Annotated in this window: 19 protein-coding genes; 9 read left to right on the forward strand and 10 right to left on the reverse strand. The window is 72.4% G+C overall.

The window, feature by feature from the left end; genetic code table 11:
• The first annotated feature begins 461 nt into the window (after positions 1–461).
• The 4 genes from AC3EN4_RS05585 to ppc all read left to right on the forward strand — a co-directional run bounded on the left by AC3EN4_RS05585 (position 462) and on the right by ppc (position 6,503).
• Positions 462–1,391: a cyclase family protein gene (locus AC3EN4_RS05585; RefSeq protein WP_435204827.1), complete on the forward strand. Its 930-nt coding sequence runs from the start codon at positions 462–464 to the stop codon at positions 1,389–1,391.
• Positions 1,381–2,301, forward strand: a complete 921-nt coding sequence (locus tag AC3EN4_RS05590) for a helix-turn-helix domain-containing protein (protein ID WP_435204828.1) — start codon at positions 1,381–1,383, stop codon at positions 2,299–2,301. Before AC3EN4_RS05585 ends, AC3EN4_RS05590 begins: the two co-directional genes overlap by 11 nt.
• Before the next feature lie 273 nt (positions 2,302–2,574).
• Positions 2,575–3,588, forward strand: coding sequence for a hypothetical protein (locus AC3EN4_RS05595; RefSeq protein ID WP_435204829.1), 1,014 nt, complete (start codon positions 2,575–2,577; stop codon positions 3,586–3,588).
• A 128-nt stretch (positions 3,589–3,716) separates the two neighbouring features.
• Positions 3,717–6,503: a phosphoenolpyruvate carboxylase gene (gene ppc, locus AC3EN4_RS05600; protein ID WP_435204830.1), complete on the forward strand. Its 2,787-nt coding sequence runs from the start codon at positions 3,717–3,719 to the stop codon at positions 6,501–6,503.
• Positions 6,504–6,626: 123 nt separating this feature from the next.
• Here ppc and AC3EN4_RS05605 read toward each other — a convergent pair whose 3' ends face one another.
• Complete coding sequence (locus AC3EN4_RS05605; RefSeq protein ID WP_435204831.1) at positions 6,627–7,466, reverse strand: hypothetical protein; 840 nt, start codon at positions 7,464–7,466, stop codon at positions 6,627–6,629.
• A gap of 54 nt (positions 7,467–7,520) precedes the next feature.
• Here AC3EN4_RS05605 and AC3EN4_RS05610 point away from each other — a divergent pair, with 54 nt between their 5' ends.
• The gene (locus AC3EN4_RS05610) at positions 7,521–8,681 is read left to right on the forward strand and encodes a DNA recombination protein RmuC (protein WP_435204832.1); all 1,161 of its coding nucleotides are present in this window, start codon (positions 7,521–7,523) and stop codon (positions 8,679–8,681) included.
• Here the strand turns inward: AC3EN4_RS05610 and AC3EN4_RS05615 are convergent.
• Complete coding sequence (locus AC3EN4_RS05615) at positions 8,678–9,106, reverse strand: hypothetical protein (RefSeq protein WP_435204833.1); 429 nt, start codon at positions 9,104–9,106, stop codon at positions 8,678–8,680. The two genes, AC3EN4_RS05610 and AC3EN4_RS05615, sit on opposite strands and share 4 nt — an antisense overlap.
• A gap of 44 nt (positions 9,107–9,150) precedes the next feature.
• Positions 9,151–10,125: a 4-hydroxy-3-methylbut-2-enyl diphosphate reductase gene (locus AC3EN4_RS05620; protein ID WP_435204834.1), complete on the reverse strand. Its 975-nt coding sequence runs from the start codon at positions 10,123–10,125 to the stop codon at positions 9,151–9,153.
• A gap of 163 nt (positions 10,126–10,288) precedes the next feature.
• On the opposite strand from AC3EN4_RS05620, the gene xseA reads away from it, so the two are divergent.
• The gene (gene xseA, locus AC3EN4_RS05625; protein WP_435204835.1) at positions 10,289–11,536 is read left to right on the forward strand and encodes an exodeoxyribonuclease VII large subunit; all 1,248 of its coding nucleotides are present in this window, start codon (positions 10,289–10,291) and stop codon (positions 11,534–11,536) included.
• A 30-nt stretch (positions 11,537–11,566) separates the two neighbouring features.
• On the forward strand, positions 11,567–11,788 hold the full coding sequence (locus AC3EN4_RS05630; RefSeq protein WP_435204836.1) for an exodeoxyribonuclease VII small subunit: 222 nt from the start codon (positions 11,567–11,569) through the stop codon (positions 11,786–11,788).
• Between the two features lie 43 nt (positions 11,789–11,831).
• Here AC3EN4_RS05630 and AC3EN4_RS05635 read toward each other — a convergent pair whose 3' ends face one another.
• The 3 genes from AC3EN4_RS05635 to AC3EN4_RS05645 form a co-directional block, all read right to left on the reverse strand.
• Positions 11,832–12,683, reverse strand: a complete 852-nt coding sequence (locus AC3EN4_RS05635) for a hypothetical protein (RefSeq protein ID WP_422738319.1) — start codon at positions 12,681–12,683, stop codon at positions 11,832–11,834.
• Positions 12,684–12,919: 236 nt separating this feature from the next.
• A complete protein-coding gene (locus AC3EN4_RS05640) occupies positions 12,920–13,735 on the reverse strand; it encodes a hypothetical protein (protein ID WP_435204837.1) in 816 nt (271 codons plus the stop codon).
• 116 nt (positions 13,736–13,851) lie between these two features.
• Positions 13,852–14,595, reverse strand: a complete 744-nt coding sequence (locus AC3EN4_RS05645; protein WP_435204838.1) for a DUF4245 domain-containing protein — start codon at positions 14,593–14,595, stop codon at positions 13,852–13,854.
• Between the two features lie 158 nt (positions 14,596–14,753).
• On the opposite strand from AC3EN4_RS05645, the gene glpX reads away from it, so the two are divergent.
• A complete protein-coding gene (gene glpX / locus AC3EN4_RS05650) occupies positions 14,754–15,785 on the forward strand; it encodes a class II fructose-bisphosphatase (RefSeq protein WP_422738316.1) in 1,032 nt (343 codons plus the stop codon).
• A complete protein-coding gene (locus AC3EN4_RS05655) occupies positions 15,782–16,759 on the forward strand; it encodes a DMT family transporter (protein ID WP_435204839.1) in 978 nt (325 codons plus the stop codon). Before glpX ends, AC3EN4_RS05655 begins: the two co-directional genes overlap by 4 nt.
• Positions 16,760–16,883: 124 nt before the next feature.
• Here AC3EN4_RS05655 and AC3EN4_RS05660 read toward each other — a convergent pair whose 3' ends face one another.
• From AC3EN4_RS05660 to AC3EN4_RS05675, 4 genes are all read right to left on the reverse strand, one after another.
• Positions 16,884–18,485, reverse strand: a complete 1,602-nt coding sequence (locus tag AC3EN4_RS05660) for a hypothetical protein (RefSeq protein WP_435204840.1) — start codon at positions 18,483–18,485, stop codon at positions 16,884–16,886.
• A 65-nt stretch (positions 18,486–18,550) separates the two neighbouring features.
• The gene (locus AC3EN4_RS05665; protein ID WP_435204841.1) at positions 18,551–19,519 is read right to left on the reverse strand and encodes an NAD(P)/FAD-dependent oxidoreductase; all 969 of its coding nucleotides are present in this window, start codon (positions 19,517–19,519) and stop codon (positions 18,551–18,553) included.
• Between the two features lie 105 nt (positions 19,520–19,624).
• Complete coding sequence (locus tag AC3EN4_RS05670) at positions 19,625–20,278, reverse strand: rhomboid family intramembrane serine protease (protein ID WP_421474543.1); 654 nt, start codon at positions 20,276–20,278, stop codon at positions 19,625–19,627.
• A 108-nt stretch (positions 20,279–20,386) separates the two neighbouring features.
• A complete protein-coding gene (locus AC3EN4_RS05675; protein ID WP_422738311.1) occupies positions 20,387–21,064 on the reverse strand; it encodes an aggregation-promoting factor C-terminal-like domain-containing protein in 678 nt (225 codons plus the stop codon).
• Positions 21,065–21,266 lie beyond the last annotated feature (202 nt).

Here is a 21,266-nt window from a genome sequence, read left to right on the forward strand (position 1 = left end):
GCGCCCTCGCGCCCCCGCGCCTCGCGCCCCGCGCCCTCGCGCCCCGCGCCCTCGCGCCCTCGCGCCCTCGCGCCCCGCGCCCCGCGCCCCGCGCCCCGCGCCCCGCGCCCCGCGCCCCGCGCCAAGATCCTCACAACATCACCGATATTGCTGCCTCAGACGCGCCGGAAGCAGCAACGTCCCTGATGTTGTGCGGATCTTGAGAACGAGCGTCAGCGCGGGTGGCCCAGGCCATGATCGTGCTCAATCCTGGATGTAGTGGCCTCACCGGGGCGTCGTCACCACTACTTCCTGGTTCTTGCGCGATCTTGGGGGCGGAACGACTGGCTCTTGCGCGATCTTGAGGGCGGGACGTACCTGCGGCCCGGCGTCCCCGCGCAGGCAAACCCGCCGCACGCGGCCCCAGCCACCATCGACGCACGGATCTTGACCGGCGCCGGTCGGCATGTTCGGGTGGGGGGATGGACGAGCAGTGGCGGGTGCAGTTCGACGCGGATGTGAGCTTCGCCAACGGGGGCGGCCTGCGCACCGAGGGATTCCGGCTGGACGTGCCGGGTCAGGAGATCACCGACGACGACCTGGCCGCGCTCTTCGTCCGGCACCTCGGGCTGCTGATGGTCGCCGAGGTCCGGATCAGCGCGAAGACGATGATCCGCGAGCCGCACAAGGGCGGCCGTGCGGTCAGCACCGCCGGCAGCGGTCGCCGCCTGGTCGAGTTGAGCCACGTCATCCGCGACGGAATGACCACCCTGCCCGGATGGCCGGGCCCACGGATCAGCGACTGGCTGACGTACGCGGCGTCCCGGGAGCGGTACGCGCCGGGCACCGAGTTCCACGTGGCTCGGATCGACATGATCGCCAACACCGGCACGTACGTGGACACCCCCGCCCACCGCTGGGCCGGCCGCGAGGATCTGAGCGGGATACCGCTGGACCGCCTCGCCGACCTGCCCGCCGTGCTGGTCCGGGTACCGGCCGACACCCGGGCCGTGGACCGGTTGATGCTGGCTCCGTACCAGGTGGCCGGGCGTGCGGTGCTGCTGCACACCGGCTGGGACGCGCACTTCGGCACCGAGCGGTACGGCGCGCCGGAGGCGCCGTACCTCAGCGAGGACGGCGCCCGGGCCCTTGCCGAGGCGGGCGCGGCCCTGGTCGGCATCGACTCGATCAACATTGACGACATGAGTCCGGCGGCGAACGGCGTACGCCCCGCGCACAGCATCCTGCTCGCCGCCGGCATCCCGGTCGTGGAGCACCTGACCGGCCTGGCGGCGCTACCGCCGACCGGGTTCCGGTTCACCGCCGCCCCACCGATGGTGGCCGGGATGGGCACCTTCCCGGTCCGCGCCTTCGCCGTGGTGGAGGGGGTCAGGGGCAGCGATGCCCGCTGAGGGGATCGGCAGTGATCCGCGTCGGCACACCACGCCGGCCCGTTGGCGGGTGCTCGGGCACCCGGACGGGATCCTGATCTACCAGGTGCGCTGCATCGTCGAGCACCACGGATGGACGGAGACCGTCGCCCAGGACCGCCACAAGATCATGCTGGGTCGGTCCGGGGCGTACCGGCGTCGGCTCAACGGCCGGGTCGAGCTCTCCGACGCCACCTCCGTGCTGCTCACCCGGCCCGGGGACGAGATGGCCGTGGCGCACCCGTTCGGCTGCGGCGACTCGTACACCTGCCTGGAGATCGACCCGGCGGTGCTGGCGGAACGGCCGGACGCCCAGCGCTGGCTGGACCGGGGCGGCTGGGCCGGCACCTCGGACGCCACGCTGGACCTGGCGCACCGGCTGCTGGTGGCCGAGTTCCGGCGCGGGCTCGACCGGTTCGAGATGGCCGAACGGCTCCAGCGGTTCCTGGGCCGCCTGCTGCACCACAGCGCCATCGCCGGCGACGACGGGGACGCGGAGGTCGAGCGGGCCGTACGCCGACGACCGGCCACCCTGGCCGCGCACCGGCGGCTCGCCGACCGGGCGCGCGAGGTGCTGGCCCATTCCGATTTCACGCTCGGCCTGAACGACGTGGCCCGGGAGGTGGGCAGCTCACCGCACCACCTCAGCCGGGTGTTCCAGCGGGTGACCGGCAGCAGCCTGACCGCCTACCGCAACCGCCTGCGGGTGCGCGCCGTACTGGACACCCTCGCCGAGCCCGACGGCCGTCCGCTGGGCGCGCTCGCCAGCGAGTACGGCTTCGCCGACCAGGCTCATCTGACCCGGGTGGTCCGCGAGCAGGTGGGTCATCCGCCGGCACGCCTGCGTCGCCTGCTCACCGCCGCCGAGGCGGACCCGGGCGTCGCCGCCTGATCCCGGACGCCGGTGGAGGTGCCGTACGTGGGGGCGTGCGGCACCTCCATCGGCGCGGTCCGCACCGGGGCGTCGGGCCTCCCCGAACAGGCCCGCGTGCTCCGGTCCGGCCACCCCGCCGGGGCGACCTGCGGACCGACAGGAACCATCCTCGCGGCGCAGGCCCGACCGGGTCTTGAAGAAAATTGCTCGGCTGAGCCGGGCCTGGTCGGGACCGGCCACCTGCGGGGAAAAGTGCTCCAAACAGGGTGAAAACCGCCCTAGGCTGACCTGGTGGACGAGTCGCCGGAGGTACGGATACGCGACCAGTTCCTCCGTACCGCCGGACTGCTGCTCGGCACCCTCGTGCTGGCCGTCGCGTTCATCGCCGCGTACGTCGGTGCCCTGCACCAACCCCACCCCCGAGACGTGCCGGTCGGCGTGGCGAGCGGCGACCAGGCCGCCCGCGCGGTCCTGGCCGCCGTCCGCGACCGGACCGACACGATCAAGACCGTCGAGTACGCCGACCCGGGCGCCGCCGACGACGGCCTGACCAGCCGAGAGGTGTACGGGGTGCTCGCCGCGACCCCCGACGGCGGGCTGGTCCTGACCACCGCCAGCGCCGGCGCGCCGGCCGCCACCGAGGTGGTCGTCCAGGTGCTCACCGCCGCTGCCGAGCAGTCGCGCCGGCCCCTGCGGGTCGCCGACGAGGTGCCGGTCGCCGACACCGACCCGCGCGGTCTGGTCCCGTTCTACCTGGCGATCGGGTGCGTGCTCGGCGGGTATCTGGCCTCGACCGCGCTCGGCATCTCGGTCGGCACCACGCCAAGTACCCTGCGCCGCGCGGGCGTACGGATCGGCGCGCTCGCCGTCTACAGCGTGGTGCTCGGCATCGCCGGCGCGGTGATCGTCGGCCCGGTGCTGGACGTCTGGCACCACGACCTGCCGGCCGTCGCCGGCACCGGCATGCTGGCCGCCTTCGCCGCCGCCATGGTGGCCGCCGCCGTGCAGGGCTGGTTGGGCGTGCTCGGCACCGGGCTGGTCATCCTGCTGCTGGTGGTGCTCGGCAACCCGGGCTCCGGCGGCATCTACGCCCCGGAGTTCCTGCCCACCTGGCTGCGCGGCATGCACCGGTGGAACATCCCCGGGCTGGCCACCGACCTGCTCAAGTCGGCGGTGTACTTCGACCGGCGCTCGATCGGCTGGCCGCTGACCGGGCTGGTCCTGTGGGCGGTGCTCGCCCTGGCCGCCCTGCTCGCCGCGACCGTGCTGCGGGGAGGACGGGGACCCACCCGCGCAAGACCCTGAGGTGATCTCCGGGGTGTTCCGTCTCACGACGCGGCATGCGGAGAGCCCCTCCTGCCGGACGGCCCGGCGCGGATACCATCCAGGGAGTCGGACAGCGCTGTCCTTCGTACTCACGTAAGGAGCGCATCGTGACCGACCAGCACGACCACGACGGCCCGGACGCCGCGCTGCGCGCCGACATCCGCCGGCTCGGCACCCTCCTCGGCCAGACCCTGGCCCGGCAGGAGGGCCGCCCGCTGCTCGACCTCGTCGAGGAGATCCGCGCCCAGGTACGCACCGACGTCCCCGCCGCCGCCCAACGGCTCGGCGGGCTCGATGTGACCACCGGCACCAAGCTGGCCCGCGCCTTCTCCACCTACTTCCACCTGGCCAACATCACCGAGCAGGTGCACCGCGCCCGCGACCTGCGCCGCCGCCGCGCCGTGCAGGGCGGCTGGCTGGACCAGGCGGCCAAGATGATCGCCGAGCGCGGGGTACCGGCCGAGGAGATCGCCGCCGTCGCCCGTCGCCTGGCGGTCCGGCCGGTCTTCACCGCCCACCCGACCGAGGCGGCCCGCCGCTCGATCCTGTCCAAGCTGCGGGCCATCGCCGACGAGTTGGACACCGAGACCGCCAACGCGATCCTCTACGGCGCGAGCGACGAGGGTCCGGCCAATCGGCGCCTGTCCGAACTGCTGGACCTGATGTGGCAGACCGACGAGCTGCGGTTGGACCGGCCGGACCCGACCGACGAGGCCCGCAACGCCATCTACTACCTGCGCGACCTGTACGCCGAGGCCGCCCCTCAGGTGCTCGACGACCTGGCCGACACGCTGCGCACCCTCGGTGTGGAGACGTCGCCGACGGCCCGTCCGCTGAGCTTCGGCACCTGGATCGGCGGCGACCGGGACGGCAACCCGTTCGTCACCCCGGCGGTCACCCGCGAGGTGCTGAGGATCCAGCACGAGCACGGCATCGCCGCCACCGAGAAGGCGATGGACCACCTGATCAACGAGGTCTCCGTCTCGCGCCGGCTGCGCGGGGTGTCGCTGGACCTGTCCGCCAGCCTCGCCGCAGACCTCGACGCGCTGCCCGAGGTGGCACCCCGGTTCCGCCGGGTCAACGCCGAGGAGCCGTACCGCCTCAAGGCGCGCTGCGTGAAGGCCAAGCTCGCCAACACCCGGCAGCGGCTCCGCCAGGGCACCGCCCACGTGCCGGGTCGGGACTACCGCGGTTCCGCCGAGCTGATCGCCGACCTGGACCTGCTGCGCGCCTCGCTGGCCCGCAACTCGGGGCAGCTCACGGCCGTCGGCCGGCTGGCCTCCACCATCCGGACGGTGTCCGCGTTCGGCCTGCACCTGGCGACCATGGACGTCCGGGAGCACGCTGAGAAGCACCACGAGGTGCTCACCCAGCTCTACGCGGCGGTCGGCGAGGTGTCCGACTACCCGTCGCTGAGCCGGCTGGAGCGCACCAAGCTGCTCGCCGAGGAGCTGACCGGCCGTCGACCGCTCTCCACTGTCGACACGCCGCTGACCGAGAGCGCCCGCAAGACGTTCGACGTGTTCAGCACGATCCGGGAGGCGCAGGACCGGTTCGGCGCCGAGGTGATCGAGTCGTACATCATCTCGATGACCCTCGGCGTGGACGACATCCTCGCCGCCGCAGTGTTGGCCCGCGAGGCCGGCCTGATCGACGTCCACACCGGACGGGCCCGGATCGGCATCGTGCCGCTCTTGGAGACCCCGGCCGAGCTGAATGCCGGCGGCGAGATCCTGGACGAGCTGCTTTCGCTGCCCGCGTACCGGACGCTGGTCGCGGCCCGTGGCGACGTGCAGGAGGTGATGCTCGGCTACTCGGACTCGAACAAGGAGGCCGGGATCACCACCAGCCAGTGGTCGATCCACCGGGCCCAGCGCGCGCTGCGCGACGTGGCCGCCCGGCACGGCGTACACCTGCGGCTCTTCCACGGCCGGGGCGGTACGGTCGGGCGCGGCGGTGGCCCGACGCACGAGGCGATCCTGGCCCAGCCGTACGGCACGCTGGACGGCGCGATCAAGGTGACCGAGCAGGGCGAGGTCATCTCCGACAAGTACACCCTGCCCTCGCTGGCCCGGGAGAACCTGGAGCTGACCCTCGCGGCGGTGCTGCAGGCGACGCTGCTGCACACCGCGCCCCGGCAGCCGGCCGAGATGCTGGAACGCTGGGACGCGACGATGGACGTGGTCTCCGAGTCGGCGTTCCGGTCGTACCGGTCACTGGTCGAGGACCCGGACCTGCCGGCGTACTTCTGGGCGTCCACCCCCACGGAACTGCTCGGCGCGCTGAACATCGGGTCCCGGCCGGCGAAGCGCCCGAACACCGGCGCCGGGCTGTCCGGGCTGCGGGCCATCCCGTGGGTGTTCGGCTGGACGCAGACCCGGCAGATCGTGCCGGGCTGGTTCGGTGTCGGCTCCGGCCTGGCCGCCGCCCGCGAGGCCGGGTTGGCGGACGTGCTGGCCGAGATGCACCGCAACTGGCACTTCTTCCGCACGTTCCTGTCGAACGTCGAGATGATGCTGACCAAGACCGACCTCAGCATCGCCCGCCGGTACGTCGAGACCCTGGTGCCGAAGAAGCTGCACCCGATCTTCGAGCAGATCGAGCGGGAGTACGAGCTGACCAAGCGCGAGGTGCTGGCGGTGACCGCCTCGCCGGCCCTGCTGGAGAACTCGCCGGTGCTCCAGCGCACCCTGGCCGTCCGCGACACCTACCTGGAGCCGCTGCACCACCTCCAGGTGGCGCTGCTGCGGCAGTACCGGGAGTCGGGAGCGGCGGGCCGGGCGGTCGCCACCGCGCCGGGCGGTCGACGCGCGCCCAGCGACGGCACCGCCCTGGAGCGGGCGTTGCTCACCACCGTGAACGGCATCGCCGCCGGCATGCGCAACACCGGCTGACCAGCACTACCCCGAGGCCGGGCCGGTCAGGCCCGGTCGATCATGGAGTTGTGGTGCCCCGCGAAAGCCGCCAACAGCGGCGAAGCGGGCACCACAACTCCTTGATCGTCGGACTGGGCGGGGTCAGAAGTCGCCACCGCCGAAATCACCGCCACCGAAGTCGCCGCCGCCGAAGTCGCCGAAGCCTCCCCCGCCGAAGTCACCACCGGCGTAGTCGCCACCGCCGAAGTCGCCCGCCTGGTCCCCGCCACCGAAGTCGCCGCCCTGGTCGCCGTAGTCCGCGCCCTGGTCGTCGGCGTAGTCGGCGCCGTCGCCGAAGCCCTCCTGGTAGCCCTGGTCGTAGCCGTACCCCGGGTCGGCGAAGGCCGGCGAGAACAGCGCGTCGGCGATCAGCATGCCGCCGAGCACGCCGGCGCCCGCGCCCAGCGCGGTCTTCCACCAGGGGGTCGAGTACCAGCCGGCCGGCACCGGCCGGCCCTGGTACCGCCCACCGGGGTAGTAGTAGGGCGTGTCCCGACCGGGCTGCGGGCCGGCCCGGAAGGTCTGGCCCTGCACGTCGACCTCGCGCTCCTTGGTGAGCTGCCCGACGCCCCGCGCGGCGGCGAGCGCCGGCACCTCCGGCCCGGGATCGATGCCCAGCGCCGTCCGCGCCGCCCGGATGTACGCCAGCCCTTCCAGCGCGGTCTCCCGGGCGAGCTCGAACTGGCGCGGCGTCCGTGCCTGCTCCAACTGGGAACCGGCCGCGTTGTAACGCTCCCCGGCGTCGGCCAACGCCTGCCGGACGGCGGGCTCGTCGCCGTGCAGCGTCATCAACTGGCCGCCGAGGCGCTCGTACCAGCGTTGCGCGTCCGCCCGGGCGTCGCCGAGCGCGGCACGCCGCTGGGCGTTGACCCGGGAGTAGGCGAGCAGGCCGGCACCCACCACGCCGGCGAGGACGACCGCGAGGCACAGCAGAGCTTCCATGTCAACGAACGTACCCCCGGGTGTCACGTCGTACCCGTCTGGCAAGCTCCGGTGATGGACGTCTCGACGTTGCTGGTGGTGGTCGTGTGCCTCGGTGCCGGCGGGGCGGTCGGTTGGTTCGCGGCCCGGTCCCGGTCGGCGGCCGACATCGCCCGACTGGATGCCACCCTGACCGCCACCCGCGAGGGCGAGGGCCGGCTGGAGCAGTCCATGCGGGCGTTGAGCTACGAGGCCACCGCGCAGTCGCAGGAGGCGGTGGCCCGGGCCGTGGCGCCGCTGCACGACAGCCTGCGCCGGTACGAGCAGCGGGTGGCCGAGCTGGAACACGACCGCGTCGACGCGTACGCCGAGCTGCGCGAGCAGGTCCGCTCGATGAACGTGGTCTCCGGGGAGCTGCGCACCGAGACGAAGCAGCTGGTGGCCGCGCTGCGCGCGCCGCAGGTGCGGGGCCGTTGGGGCGAGCACCAGCTACGCCGGATCGTCGAGGCGGCCGGGATGCTGGAGCACTGCGACTTCTCCGAGCAGGTGACCGCCGCCACCGACGATCAGGTCGTCCGCCCGGATCTGGTGGTACGCCTGCACGGCGGTCGGTCGGTGGTGGTGGACGCGAAGGCGCCCTTCGACGCGTACCTGACGGCCATGGAGGCCCGCGACGAGCGAGGTCGGGACACCTACCTGGACGCGCACGCCCGGCACCTGCGCGGGCACGTCGACGCGCTGGCCGCCAAGTCGTACTGGGCGGCGTTCGACAGCTCGCCCGAGTTCGTGGTGCTGTTCGTCCCGGCGGACCCGTTCCTCGACGTCGCGCTCCAACGCGACCCGACGCTGCTGGAGCACGCGTTCGCCCGCAACGTCGTGCTGGCCACGCCGGCCACCCTGGTCGCGCTGCTGCGCACGGTGGCCTACTCGTGGCGGCAGGAGGCGCTGGCCCGCAACGCCCTCGCCGTGCACACCCTGGCCCGGGAGTTGTACGGCCGGCTCGCCACCCTCGGCGACCACGTGGGCAAACTCGGGTCGTCGCTGACCGGGGCGGTGACCGCCTACAACCGGGCGGTCGGCTCACTGGAGGCGCGGGTGCTGGTCAGCGCCCGCAAGCTCGCCGAGCTGGGCGTCTCGGACGAGGAGCTGGCGGCCCCCGCCCAGGTCGAGCTGACCCCCCGGCAGCCGCAGGCGCCGGAGCTGCTGGACGACGCCGACCGCGGGCACCCGGCCTAACGGCGGTTGGCGCTCTCGACGACGAACGGCGTGCCCTGCTGGCAGGTGGTCATCGTGCCCTTCTCCACCCGGCCGGTGACGGTCACGGTGGCGCCGGGGGTCAGCACGTCCCGGGGGCCGCCCACCAGCAGGTACCCGTCGAGAAGCACACAGTTCGGCTCAACCCCGGCGGTGATCGTGCCGGTGAGTTCGGCCCCGCCGACCGGCGGCGGGACGGTCGGCCCGCCCGGCGACTTGAGCGGCGGAGCGGGAGTGGTCGGCGACTCGGGAGTGGTGGGCGACTCGGGAGTGGTGGGCGACGCGGGGGCGGGCTGCCCGGTCGTCGCCGACGGTCCGCCGGGGGTGGCGGGACCGCCGGTTCCACCGCAGGCGGCCAGCGCCGCGCAGACGACCAGGGCGGGAACGACGAGCCGAAGAGTCCTCATGTCGCCTTCGACGCACGGGACGGGCGCGGCGTTCCCACCGGGTGTCAGCCGCGGGCCGCGGCGGCCTTCATGTCCCGCTTCAGCTCCTGCGGAAGCGAGAAGGTGAGCCGCTCGTTGGCGGTGGTGATCTCCTCGACGTCGGCGAAGCCGCGCTCGGCCAGGTGCGCCAGCACATCGCGGACCAGGTCCTCCGGGACGCTCGCGCCGGAGGAGACGCCGACCGTACGCGCGTCGACCAACCAGGCGTCGTCGATCTCGTGGGCGAAGTCGATCAGGTGACCGGCGCGGGCGCCGGCGTCCAGGGCGACCTCGACCAGCCGGACCGAGTTCGAGGAGTTCGTCGAGCCGACGACGATCACCACGTCGCACTCGGGGGCGATCTCCTTGACCACATGCTGCCGGTTGGAGGTGGCGTAGCAGATGTCGTCGCTGGGCGGGGACTGGAGCAGCGGCAGCCGCTGCTTGAGCCGGGCGACCGTCTCCAGGGTCTCGTCCACCGAGAGCGTGGTCTGGGAGAGCCAGACCACCTTCTCCGGGTCGCGCACGGTGACCTTGTCGACACCGTCCGGGCCGTCCACGAGCTGGATGTGCGCGGGCGCCTCACCGGCGGTGCCGATGACCTCCTCGTGCCCCTCGTGGCCGATCAGCAGGATGTCGTAGTCCTCGGCGGCGAACCGCTTCGCCTCCTGGTGCACCTTGGTGACCAGCGGGCAGGTTGCGTCGATGGCCTTCAGCGAACGCTCGCGCGCCTGCTCGTAGACCTCGGGCGCCACGCCGTGCGCGGAGAAGATGACGGTCGAGCCCTCCGGCACCTCCTCGTTCTCCTCCACGAAGATCGCGCCCTGGGCCTCCAGGGTCTGCACGACGTGCTTGTTGTGCACGATCTGCTTGCGGACGTAGATCGGGGCGCCGTACAGCTTCAGCGCCTCCTCGACGGTCTGCACCGCACGGTCCACACCCGCGCAGTAGCCGCGAGGCTTGGCCAAAAGCACGCGCTTGCCGCTCCGGAGATCAGTCACCCCCCCATCCTACGTGCTCCCTCCTCCCCCACCTCCCGACCCGAACCCCACCCGGGCCCCCGCCCAGCTCGTTGATCATGAAGTTGTTGCCACGACACGCCGCCACCGAGCGCAATAACTTCATGATCAACGAGGGCCGGCGGGGTGGCCGTAGGGTGGGTGCGTGAGTGGTGCGGGTGGTGGGGACAGTGCTGCGCGGAGCAGTGCTGAGGAGCCTTGGCCTGTTCGGGTCGTCTCGCAGAAGGTCGGGGCGTGGATCGCCAAGCTGGGCTGGGTGTGGGTGGACGGGCAGGTGGCGCAGATCAGCCGCCGTCCCGGGGCCACCACGGTCTTCCTGACCCTGCGTGACCCGTCCGCCGATCTGAGCCTGACCGTCACCACGAACCGGGACGTACTCGACGCCGGTGCGCCGGAGTTGCGCGAGGGCGCCCGGGTGGTGCTGCACGCCAAGCCGGAGTTCTACGCCGCCCGGGGCACCTTGAGCTTGCGGGCCGACGAGATCCGGCAGGTGGGCCTCGGTGAGCTGCTGGCCCGGTTGGAGAAGCTCAAGAAGCTGCTGGCCGCCGAGGGCCTGTTCGACCGGGCTCGCAAGCGCCGGTTGCCGTTCCTTCCCGGCCGGATCGGTCTCATCACCGGCCGTGCGTCCGCCGCCGAGCGGGACGTGCTGACCAACGCGCGGCGGCGCTGGCCGGCCGTGGAGTTCCGGACCGTCAACGTGGCCGTGCAGGGCCCGTCCGCCGTGCCGCAGATCGTGGACGCGCTCAAGGTCCTGGACGCGGACCCGAGCATCGACGTGATCATCATCGCCCGGGGTGGCGGCGGCATCGAGGACCTGCTGCCCTTCTCCGACGAGGCGCTGTGCCGGGCCGTCTTCGGTTGCCGTACCCCGGTGGTCAGCGCGATCGGCCACGAGACCGACGCGCCGCTGATCGACTACGTCGCCGACCTGCGGGCCTCCACCCCGACGGACGCCGCCAAGCGGGTGGTTCCCGACCTCACCGAGGAGGTACGCCTCATCGGGCAGGCCCGGCACCGGCTCCAGCGGGCGGTGCGCAACCTGGTCGACCGGGAGTCGCACCGCCTCGACAGCCTGCGGTCCCGACCCGTGCTGGCCCGACCGCAGGTGATGGTGGAGCACCGCGCCAACGATCTGGCCGCGCTACGGCAACGCGCCGGGCGCTGCCTGGACCACCGACTCGCGGCCGCCGACGACGACCTGCGGCACACCCTCGCCCGGCTGCGTGCCCTCTCCCCCGCCGCGACCCTCGACCGGGGGTACGCGATCGTGCAGCGCGCGGACGGGCACGTCGTCCGGGCGGCGACCGAGGTCGGCAAGGGCGACCCGTTACGGGTACGCCTCGCCGAGGGCGAGCTGGCCGCGACGGTCGACGGGGACGTGGCGACGCGGTGACGCCGACCGGGGTGTGCTGAGATGGACGCGATGACTAACGACACGAAGGCCGGGCCGGACGAGCGGCTCAGCTACGAGCAGGCCCGCGCCGAACTGGCTTCGGTGGTCGAGCGGCTGGAGGCCGGCGGCACGTCCCTGGAGGAGTCGCTGGCGCTGTGGGAGCGCGGCGAGGCGTTGGCGGTGATCTGCCAGCGCTGGCTGGACGGGGCGCGGGCGCGGATCGACGCCGCCCGCGAGGAGCCGTCCGCCTGATCGTCGGGTGGGATGGCCCGGAGCCACCCCACCCGTACGACGGTCAGTTGAACAGGCTGTACAGCTCGGCGGGGGCCTCGACGACCTGGTCCGCCGGCGGCTTCTGGGCCGGGCTGGCGGAGCCGTAGTCGGAGTACGTCATCTTGATTTCCTGGGCCGTGGTCTGCCCGGAGGCCGGGAGTTGCAGCACCAGTTCGCTCAGCCGGCCCTGCGGGTCGACCTTCGCGGTGAACGGAACCGTCTTCGCCTGGGTGCCCAGCGCGGCGATGGTGGCGGCGTTCAGCGAGCCCGCCTCGGCGGCCTTGGTCACGTCGATGGTGCCGGCGTACGTGCCGGTGCCGGTGCTGCGGACCTCGGTGATGCCCTGGGTCAGCACGGCGCTGCCGGCCGGGTCGACCTTGTCGAAGTCGAAGCCGAGGTTCTTGTTGCCCTTGATGCGGGCCTGGTCGAGGTGCTGGTACTTGCCGAGGTTGAGCTGCTTGATGGCGGGCAGGCTGTTGGCGGTGGGCCCGCTCAGTTCCAGCTTCACCCAGCTGTCCGGCTTGGCGTGGATCACGTCGAGCTTCATGGCCAGGTCGGAGGAGGGACCGCCGATGGCGAACTTCAGCGCGGCGCTCTGACTCGGCTGGTGCACCTGCCCTTCGGCGGTGGAGCCGGCGCCGGAGAGGGTGAACCGGAAGTTGCCGTCGCTGATCGCCTTGGTGGAGTCGAGCAGGGCCTGCTTGGCGTCGCCGGAGACCGGCGCGCCGCCGGACTGGCTCGGTGCACCGGACGCGCTCACCGTCGGGGACGCGGTCGAGCCGGCGGTACCGGTGGTGCCACCGGCGCAGGCGGCCAGGGCGGGCGTGAACAGGGCGGCGGCTACCAGGCCGGCACCCAGTCGTCGAACAGTCATACGTGTCTCCCAAGGGGGTCACCCGACGACCTGGTCGGCGCCGGAAACCGGGCGACGCGGCAGCCCTTCGGCCACGTCGCACGATCCGGGCCGAGCGGCACGCCCGGATCGCTCCCCTCTTGTTCCCTGTCGACGCGTCGGACAATCACCCTTGTTGTCCGGTTGTTCGCCCACCCCGGGATGCCGAACAGAGCGGGCCGGGGTGACCCCTGGTCACCCCGGCCCGCTCGGGCGGCCTACTTGAACATCTCGTACGTCTCGGCCGAGGCCTCGACCACCTTGTCCGCCGGCGGCTTCTGCGCGCCGGTGCCGGCGCCGTAGCCCGCGTACCCGATCTTGATGTCGTGCGCGGCGGTCTCGCCGGCGGCCGGCACCGAGATGACCAGCTCGGTGAGGCGGCCCTGCGGGTCCAGCCTGGCGGTGAACGGCAGCGCCTTGGCCTGCGCGCCGAGCGCCTTGACCACGTCCTCGTCGAGGGCGACCGACTCGGCCGAGGCGGCGCTGATGTCGATCTTGCCGGCGTACGTGCCCTCGCCGGTCTTCTGCACCTCGGTCACACCCTTGACCAGGGCCTCGCTGTCGACCGGGTCGAGCGACTCCGGGTCGAGCTGGAGGTCCTTGATGTCCTTGGCCTTGGTCTTGTCGAGGTGCTGGTACTTGCCCTTGTTCTTGGCCAGCTCGGGGACCATGGCCGCCATGGCGCCGCCGATCTCCATCCGCACCCAGCTCTCCGAGTCGATGTAGATGAGGTCCATCTCCATCGACACGTCCTGCGAGGCGTCGCCCATCTTCATGGTCAACTGCGCGCTGTTGCTGGGCTTGTGCACCAGGCCACCGCCGGTCAGGTCGGCGCCCGCGATGGTGAACGTGAAGTCGCCCTTGGCCATCTCCTTCGTGGAGGCGAGCAGCGCCTCCTTCGGGTCGGCCGGTACGGCCGGAGCGGACGCGCTGGGGGCGGCAGTCGGCTCGGCAGCGTCGGACTTGCACGCGGCCAGGCCGGGGACGAGCAGGGTGGCGGCGAGGAAGCCGAAGCTCCACCGTCGAATGTTCACTGAGTTCTCACTTCACAGAGATGGACATGGCCCGGCCGCAGCGTGCGGCCGGACCGAGCCGAGGGAGCCTAACGGATGTGCCCTGCGGCGTGGAGGGCTCATCGACTGTGGACGTCTCAGCGCAGCGCGCCGGCCAGCTCCCGCAGCTCGTTGTCCCGCGCGTCACCGATCACGAGCACCGTCCGGGTCGGCTCCAACAGGGCCAGCGCCTGCTGGTTCCCCCGGGCCGTGTACCGCTGCCAGCTGCGGCCATCCAATTCCGTCGGACCCTGGGGCTGACCCTGGTCGGTCAGCTCGGCCGGGAGCAGCCGCTCGGCCGGCACGTTGCTCTGCACGAGTTGCACACCCCTGCCCTCCGGCGTGAGGTAGCCGATCCGCAGGGTCCCGCCGCCCTCGACGGTCTGGTAGCGGGCGCTGACCGTACGCCAGCCGGAGCCCAGGCCCTGCGGCTCGCTCACGGCGAAGGCGTTCGCGGACCGCGCCTGCTCGATCGCCGGGGCCGGATCGACGGTGGTGGCCTGGTCCCCGCCGAGGAAGCCCCGGTAGAAGGCGAGCAGCAGCGCGATCGGGATGAGCAGCACCAGCAGCGAGATCGCCATGTCCTTGGGCGATCTCTCGGCCTTGGCCGTCGTCGCCGCCGGGGGCGGCGACGGCCGCGCCGGCTCGACGCGGGCCGGTTCGACCTCCGGGGTCGCCGCACCGGCGACGAGGGCCGGCTCGTCGGTGGTCGACGCCGTCGACTCCGCCGGGCTCGTCGCGGCGGGCCCGGCGCCGGGGGCGTCCGGGAGGTCGGCCGGTGGCTGGCCGTCGGGCGGCGTGCGATCGGCGGGTACGCGTTCAGCAGGCTGTGCGGGTTCCACCCTGCCATCTTCGCAGCCGCCCGACCGGCGGTATCCGGCCCATCACCGCCCCGCACCGGCGCTCGGTCGGCCATCGTGTGAGGATCAGCGACAAAGCCGGCAGCGGGTGCGCCCCGCCGCCGGCCGTCCCCGCACCGTCGCGAGGAGGAGCAGCCGTCATGACGAACACCAGGACGCGGATCCCACAGGATCTCGACCGTAACCTGGCCCTCGACCTGGTTCGGGTCACCGAGGCCGCGGCGATGGCCGCCGGCCGCTGGGTGGGCCGGGGCGACAAGGAGGGCGGCGACGGCGCCGCCGTCGACGCCATGCGCAAACTGATCAACTCGATCCAGATGCGGGGCATCGTGGTGATCGGCGAGGGCGAGAAGGACAACGCCCCGATGCTCTTCAACGGCGAACACGTCGGCGACGGCACCGGCCCGGAGGTGGACGTCGCGGTCGACCCGGTGGACGGCACCACCCTGATGAGCAAGGGCATGCCGAACGCCCTCGCGGTGCTCGCCGTCTCGGAGCGGGGCGCGATGTTCGACCCCAGCGCGGTCTTCTACATGGAGAAGCTCGCGGTCGGCCCCGCGTACGCCGACGTGATCGACATCAACGCCGGGGTGGCCGAGAACCTCCGCCGGATCGCCAAGGTCAAGGGCACCGACGTCTCCGAGGTGACGGTCTGCGTACTGGACCGCAGCCGCCACGACGACCTGGTGACCCAGATCCGGCGGGCCGGGGCGGGCATCAGGTTCATCTCCGACGGCGACATCGCCGGTTCCATCCTGGCGGCCCGGGGCGAATCGGACGTCGACGTGCTCATGGGCATCGGCGGCACCCCGGAGGGCATCATCTCGGCCTGCGCACTCAAGTGCATGGGCGGCGCGATGCAGGCCAAGCTCTGGCCGCGCGACGCCGAGGAACGGGAGAAGGCCCTCGCCGCCGGGCACGACCTGGACCGGGTGCTCGGCACCGACGACCTGGTCACCGGGGACAACTGCTTCTTCGTGGCGACCGGGGTCACCTCGGGTGATCTGCTGCGCGGGGTGCGCTACCGGGCCGGCGGCGCGTACACCCAGTCGATCGTCATGCGCTCGAAGAGCGGCACCATCCGGGTCATCGACTCGTACCACCGGCTGGAGAAGCTCGCGCTCTACTCCGCGGTCGACTTCGACGGTCGCCCGCTCGCCGAGCAGGAGTGAGCGGCACCGGCACCGCGGCCCCGCCGGTCCTGCCAGCCACCCGCCGGATCATCGGCGTCGCGCTGGCGTCGGTCTCCGGGGTCGCGGTGGCGGCGCAGTCTCGGATCAACGGCGAGTTGGGCGTACGCTTGGCCGACGGGTTCGCCGCCGCGGTGGTCTCGTTCGGGCTGGGCCTGGTTGTGCTGCTGGTGCTGGTACCGGCCACCCCCGCCGGCCGGCGCGGGCTGCTCGCCGTCCGCCGGGCCCTCAAGACCGGCACGCTACGCCCGTGGCAGTGCCTCGGCGGGATGTGCGGCGCGTTCCTGGTGGCCACGCAGGGGCTCACCATCGGGTCGCTGGGGGTGGCGGTCTTCACCGTGGCGGTGGTCGCCGGCCAGTCCGGCAGCAGCCTCGCCGTCGACCGCGCCGGCATCGGCCCGACCGGTCGGCAGCCGGTCACCCGACAACGCCTGGCCGGCGCGGTGCTCACCGTGCTCGCGGTCGTCCTGGCGGTCGGTGACCGGCTCGGCGACCCGGGCGCGCTGGCGCTGGCGCTGCTGCCGCTGCTGGCCGGAGTGGGCATCGCCTGGCAGCAGGCGGTCAACGGGCAGGTCCGGGGGGCAGCCGACAGCGCGTTGACCGCCACGCTGGTCAACTTCGCCGTGGGCACGACCACCCTGCTGGTCGCGTTCGCGATCGACATCGCCGCACGCGGCTGGCCGACCGGCCACGCGCCGAGCGAGCCCTGGCTCTACCTGGGCGGTCCGATCGGCATCGTGTTCATCGCGATCGCCGCCGCCATCGTGCGCTTCACCGGTGTGCTGCTGCTCGGTCTGGCCACCATCGCCGGCCAGATCGTCGGGGCCGTGCTGCTGGACCTGGTGCTGCCCACCGCCGCCTCCCACCCCGGCGTGAACACCCTGCTCGGTGCGGCCCTGACCATGGTGGCCGTGCTGCTAGCCGCCCTGGCACCACCCACCGCCCAGAAATCCTGACCAGCGCCGGCAGCACACCCACCCGCGCCGATCTTGCGGTTACTGTCGCGACATAAGCCGCAGATGTACACACTTCGTCGACAGAAAGTGCAAGATCGGCGCAGATGGGGGTCGCAAGCACGAATCAGCGCAGCGGCACTGGTGGGTACGGCGGGTAGGGCGGCGTATCGCGCCGGTTCTCCGCGCGGGCCGGGTCGGCGAGGCGGGCCAGCCGGACGGCCAGCAGCAATCCCGGCACGGTGGCCAGCAGGGCCAGCGCGACCGCCACCGGCGTCTGCTCGGGAGTGCCGTTCACCCAGCCGGCCAGTGGCAGTCCGGCCAGGAGCACGGTGAGCAGGAGAGTTCCCGCGGTCCACCCGACCCAGTGCCCCGGAGCGGTGCCGAGCCACGGAACGAGGAGCAGCACCGCTACCGCCAGCGCGCCCAGCGGGATGATGACGAACAACGCGGTGAACACGATGCTCGCCTCGTCGACCCAGAACCAGTTGGCCCGCAGCAGGAGTCCGCCGAGCAGAATCGCGGCAGCCCCGGCGGTTCCCCACCAGCGGCTGCCGCCGCCGCGTCGGATCGCCAGATGTCCGGCGAGCACGGTGACCGCGCAGCCGAGGAGCAACACGAGCGCGATGGCAAGCCACACGTCGACCTCGCGTTGCACCCGTCCGCCGTCGTACACCGCGGGTAGTTCGGGCGTGACGGCCAAGTGGGACTGGCTACCGAGAAACCCTTCGCGTCGCCACCCGCCGTCCGACAGACGACGCAGGAATCCGTCCCGGCCGTTGGCGACCAGTACCTCGTGGCCGCCCCCGCCGTGCGGGTAGACGACGAGTTCGCGGGATGAGAAGTGGCGACGGACGTCACCGGGTTTCTCGTACCGTTGGGCCAACTCGTCGCGCTGCGGATCCGACACCTCCCACGCGATCTGCCAGGTGACCCCGGCGTCGTCGCTCTGCTCCACCCGCAGGTGCCCGGGGACCACCCGGTAGCAGCGTCGGGGCTCGTCCGGCGCGCACGCCTGCTGGCGCGGGGAGCCCTGGGCAGCCCGCAGTACTCGCCACTCGTCGTCGGTGGTGATCCGCCAGGTGGTCGCCCCGTCGTCGCTGATCGACCAACTGCCGTCGGCCGGGCCATCGGGCCAGCTTCCCTCGAAGCCGCCGCCGATCGAGATCGCCGGGCGGCCGTCGAGCGTCGTGGTGCCGAGCGCGTACGGGTAGTTGACCGCGCTGGTCGCGGCCACCGCCAGAACGGCCGGCGGCAGCACGACCAGCAGCCGGACCAGCCGAGCAGTCCGGTGCCGCACCGGTCGCCTTCGCGCCCGCGTCCAACTCCACCACGCCAGGCCGAGCGCCGGCAGCGTGAACAGGTCCGTCCGGTCGGCCCGGACCAGTGACGGCCCGGCCAGTGTCGTCCATGCCGACGAGGCCAGCTCGGCGGCGTACCCACTGGTTTTGACCACCGCGAACCCGGCGCCCACGGCGACCAGACCGACCAGCGCGGCCCTGCGGGCCGGCAGCCGCGGCACCAGCAGCGTGAGCAGCACCGCCACCAACGGCGGTGCGAGCACCAGGCCCGCAACGTCACTCAACTTGCCGGTCACCAGGCCCGGAAAGGCCGCCTTCAGCACACGGTCGTTGACGACCAGCACGACAAGCGCGAGCAGGGTCGTCGGGTGGCAGAGCCAGGCCAGCGTCGTGGGCGCGCCATCGCGTGCTCTCTCGGTCCCCGTCATCCCCTCAGGGTCCGGTCGACCCGTCTCGATCCGGACACGGACCGGTCAGTGTCCGATACCGACGGTCAGCCCGCGTCGGACGAGTGCCCGGGGAACAGGTGCGCGCTCGGATCGATGGCGACCGCCGCGTTGTTGACCGCCGTGGCGGCCTCGCCGAAGCCGGTGGCGATCAGGCGTACCTTGCCCGGGTACTCCGTGATGTCGCCGGCCGCGAAGACCCTCGGCAGGTTCGTCGCCATCGCGCTGTCCACCACGATGTGCCGGCGGTCGAGGCGGAGCCCCCATTCGGCGAGCGGGCCGAGGTCGGCGGTGAAGCCGAGGGCCGCGACCACCGTGTCCACCGGCAGGGTCTCGGCCCCGCCACCGCGCACGGTCACCTCGGCACCGGTGACCGAGGTGTCCCCGAGCAGCCGGGTGACCTCGGCGTTGACGATCACCCGCACCGGCAGGGACAGCACCCGGGCGACCGTCGAGGCGTGCGCCCGGAACTTCTCCCGCCGGTGTACAAGGGTCACCGAGCGGGCCAGCGGTTGCAGGGCCAACGCCCAGTCGAAGGCGGAGTCCCCGCCGCCGACGATCAGCACGTCCCGGTCGGTCAGCTCGGCCGGGTCGGTCACGAAGTAGACGATGCCGGCGCCGGGCGCGCCGTCGGCGCAGGGCAGCGGCCGTGGGCTGAAGCTGCCCAGCCCGCCGGTGACCACGACCGCGCCGCAGCCGAGCTGCTCGCCACCGGCCAGGCCGAGCACCGGCCGGTCATCGGTGTACGACAGCTTCTCCGCCCGCGTGCCGAGCACGTATTCCGGGCCGAAGGGCGCCGCCTGGGCGACCAGGTTGGCGACCAGGTCACGACCCTTGACGGCGGGGAAGCCGGCCACGTCCAGGATGAGTTTCTCCGGATACATGGCGGTGACCTGGCCGCCCGGCTCCGGTAGCGCGTCGATCACCGCCACGGACAGGCCCCGGAACCCGGCGTAGTACGCGGCGAAGAGACCGGCGGGACCGGCCCCGATCACGGCGACATCGACCTCGCGCATGGCGTACCGTCGCTTTCCGCTCGCGGATCAACGCGTGCTGATCTCGACGGTAGGCGGGGCGCAGCGGTCCGGCAAGCATGTCCCAGGGGCGCGCCGACGAGCGGGTCAGGGCAGGCTGAGGGTCGACCCGGAGTAGTCCGGACCGTCCACCGTGGGGCGGCGACGCCGGAAAAGGATCGCCGCCACCACCCCGCCGAGCAGCCCGAACAGGTGCCCCTGCCAGGAGATCCGCTCGTCGGTGGGGAGGATGCCGACGAGTTGCCAGCCGTAGAGCAGGCCGACGAGCAGGAAGACGGCGAAGTTCCACCAACTGCGCTCGACGATGCCGCGGGTGAGCAGGATGCCCAGGTAGCCGAAGATCACGCCGCTCGCGCCGACCACCACCGAGTTGGGCGAGCCGGTGAACCACACGCCGAGCCCGGAGACCAGGATGATGATCAGGGTCGACCACAGGAACCGGCGCGCACCGGCGGCCAGCACGAAGGTGCCCAGCAGGATCAGCGGGATGCTGTTGCTGTAGAGATGGTCGAAGCCGTGGTGCAGGAACGGCGAGAAGAACACACCGTCGAGGCCGTCGATGCGGTGCGGGATGATGCCCGCGGTCGCGTCCAGGCCGAACGCGAGCCCCTGGTCGATCGCCTCGATGAGGAAGAGGAACGGCACCACCGCGCACATGGCGACGAAGGCCCGGCCGAGGGCGGCGTAGAACGCCTCGGTGCCGAACCGGAACGGGTCGCCGCTTGGCGGGTGCAGGCTCACCCCCCAACTGCTATCAGCAAAAGGGGCCGACCGCCACTCACGTCCCGACCGGGGTACGCGCGACGGCGGGGCGGATGGTCGTCCCACCCGCCCCGCCGTCGTACGTCGTCAGTAGTGGCCGTTGTTCTGGAAGTAGGTCCAGGCGCCACAGGGCGTCTTGTACTTGCCCTTGATGTAGCCCAGCCCCCAGGTGATCTGGGTGGCCGGGTTCGTCTTCCAGTCGCCCGCGACCGTGCCCATCTTGCTGCCGGGAAGCGCCTGCGGGATGCCGTACGCCCCGGAGGAGCCGTTGCTGGCCTTGTGGTTCCAGCCGCTCTCCTTGGTCCAGAGCTTCTCCAGGCAGGGGAACTCGGCGATGCCGAAGCCCTTCTCGAGCATCAGCGCACAGCCGATCTTGCGGTTGCCGCTGTACTCCGCGCAGGACGCCGGGATCGGTCCGTCGTACGGCTTGGCGGCCTGCTCGGCGGCCTCCCGCTCGCGCTTGCGCGACGCGGCGGCGGCCTCGGCCTTGCGGGCCCGCTCGGCGGCCTCCTTGGCCGCCTGGGCCGCCCGCAGCTTCGCCTGGTACTCGGCGGCCCGCTGCCGGGCGAACGCGACCTGGTGGCTGGCCTGGCGCTCGCGCTGGTAGGCGAAGTCGGCCCGGTCGACCTCGACGCCGACCTGCGCGGTCAGGCCCTGCTGCTGGGTTTCTCGGTCTTCGCCCAGGTAGAAGCCACCGGCGACGCCCACGGAGAGCAGTGCGACAGCAGCCGTACGGGCGCCCAACCGGCTCCACAGCCGACTCACGAAGTGGTCCCTTCGTCGGGGGCAAGGACACGGCGCGACACCGGGCCTCGTCGGCCCTCAGCCGTGCCGTGAGCGCCCCGACCGGTGAGCCGGTCGCGCCGACGCACCGACCGTCACCGATGCCGCCCTGACCTCGGACGAACGATCACCGACGATACCTGTGGTGCGTGGGCGCTCGTGGGACACCATCGCGCACAGTGAG

It is taken from the genome of Micromonospora sp. bgisy143, assembly GCF_057708145.1.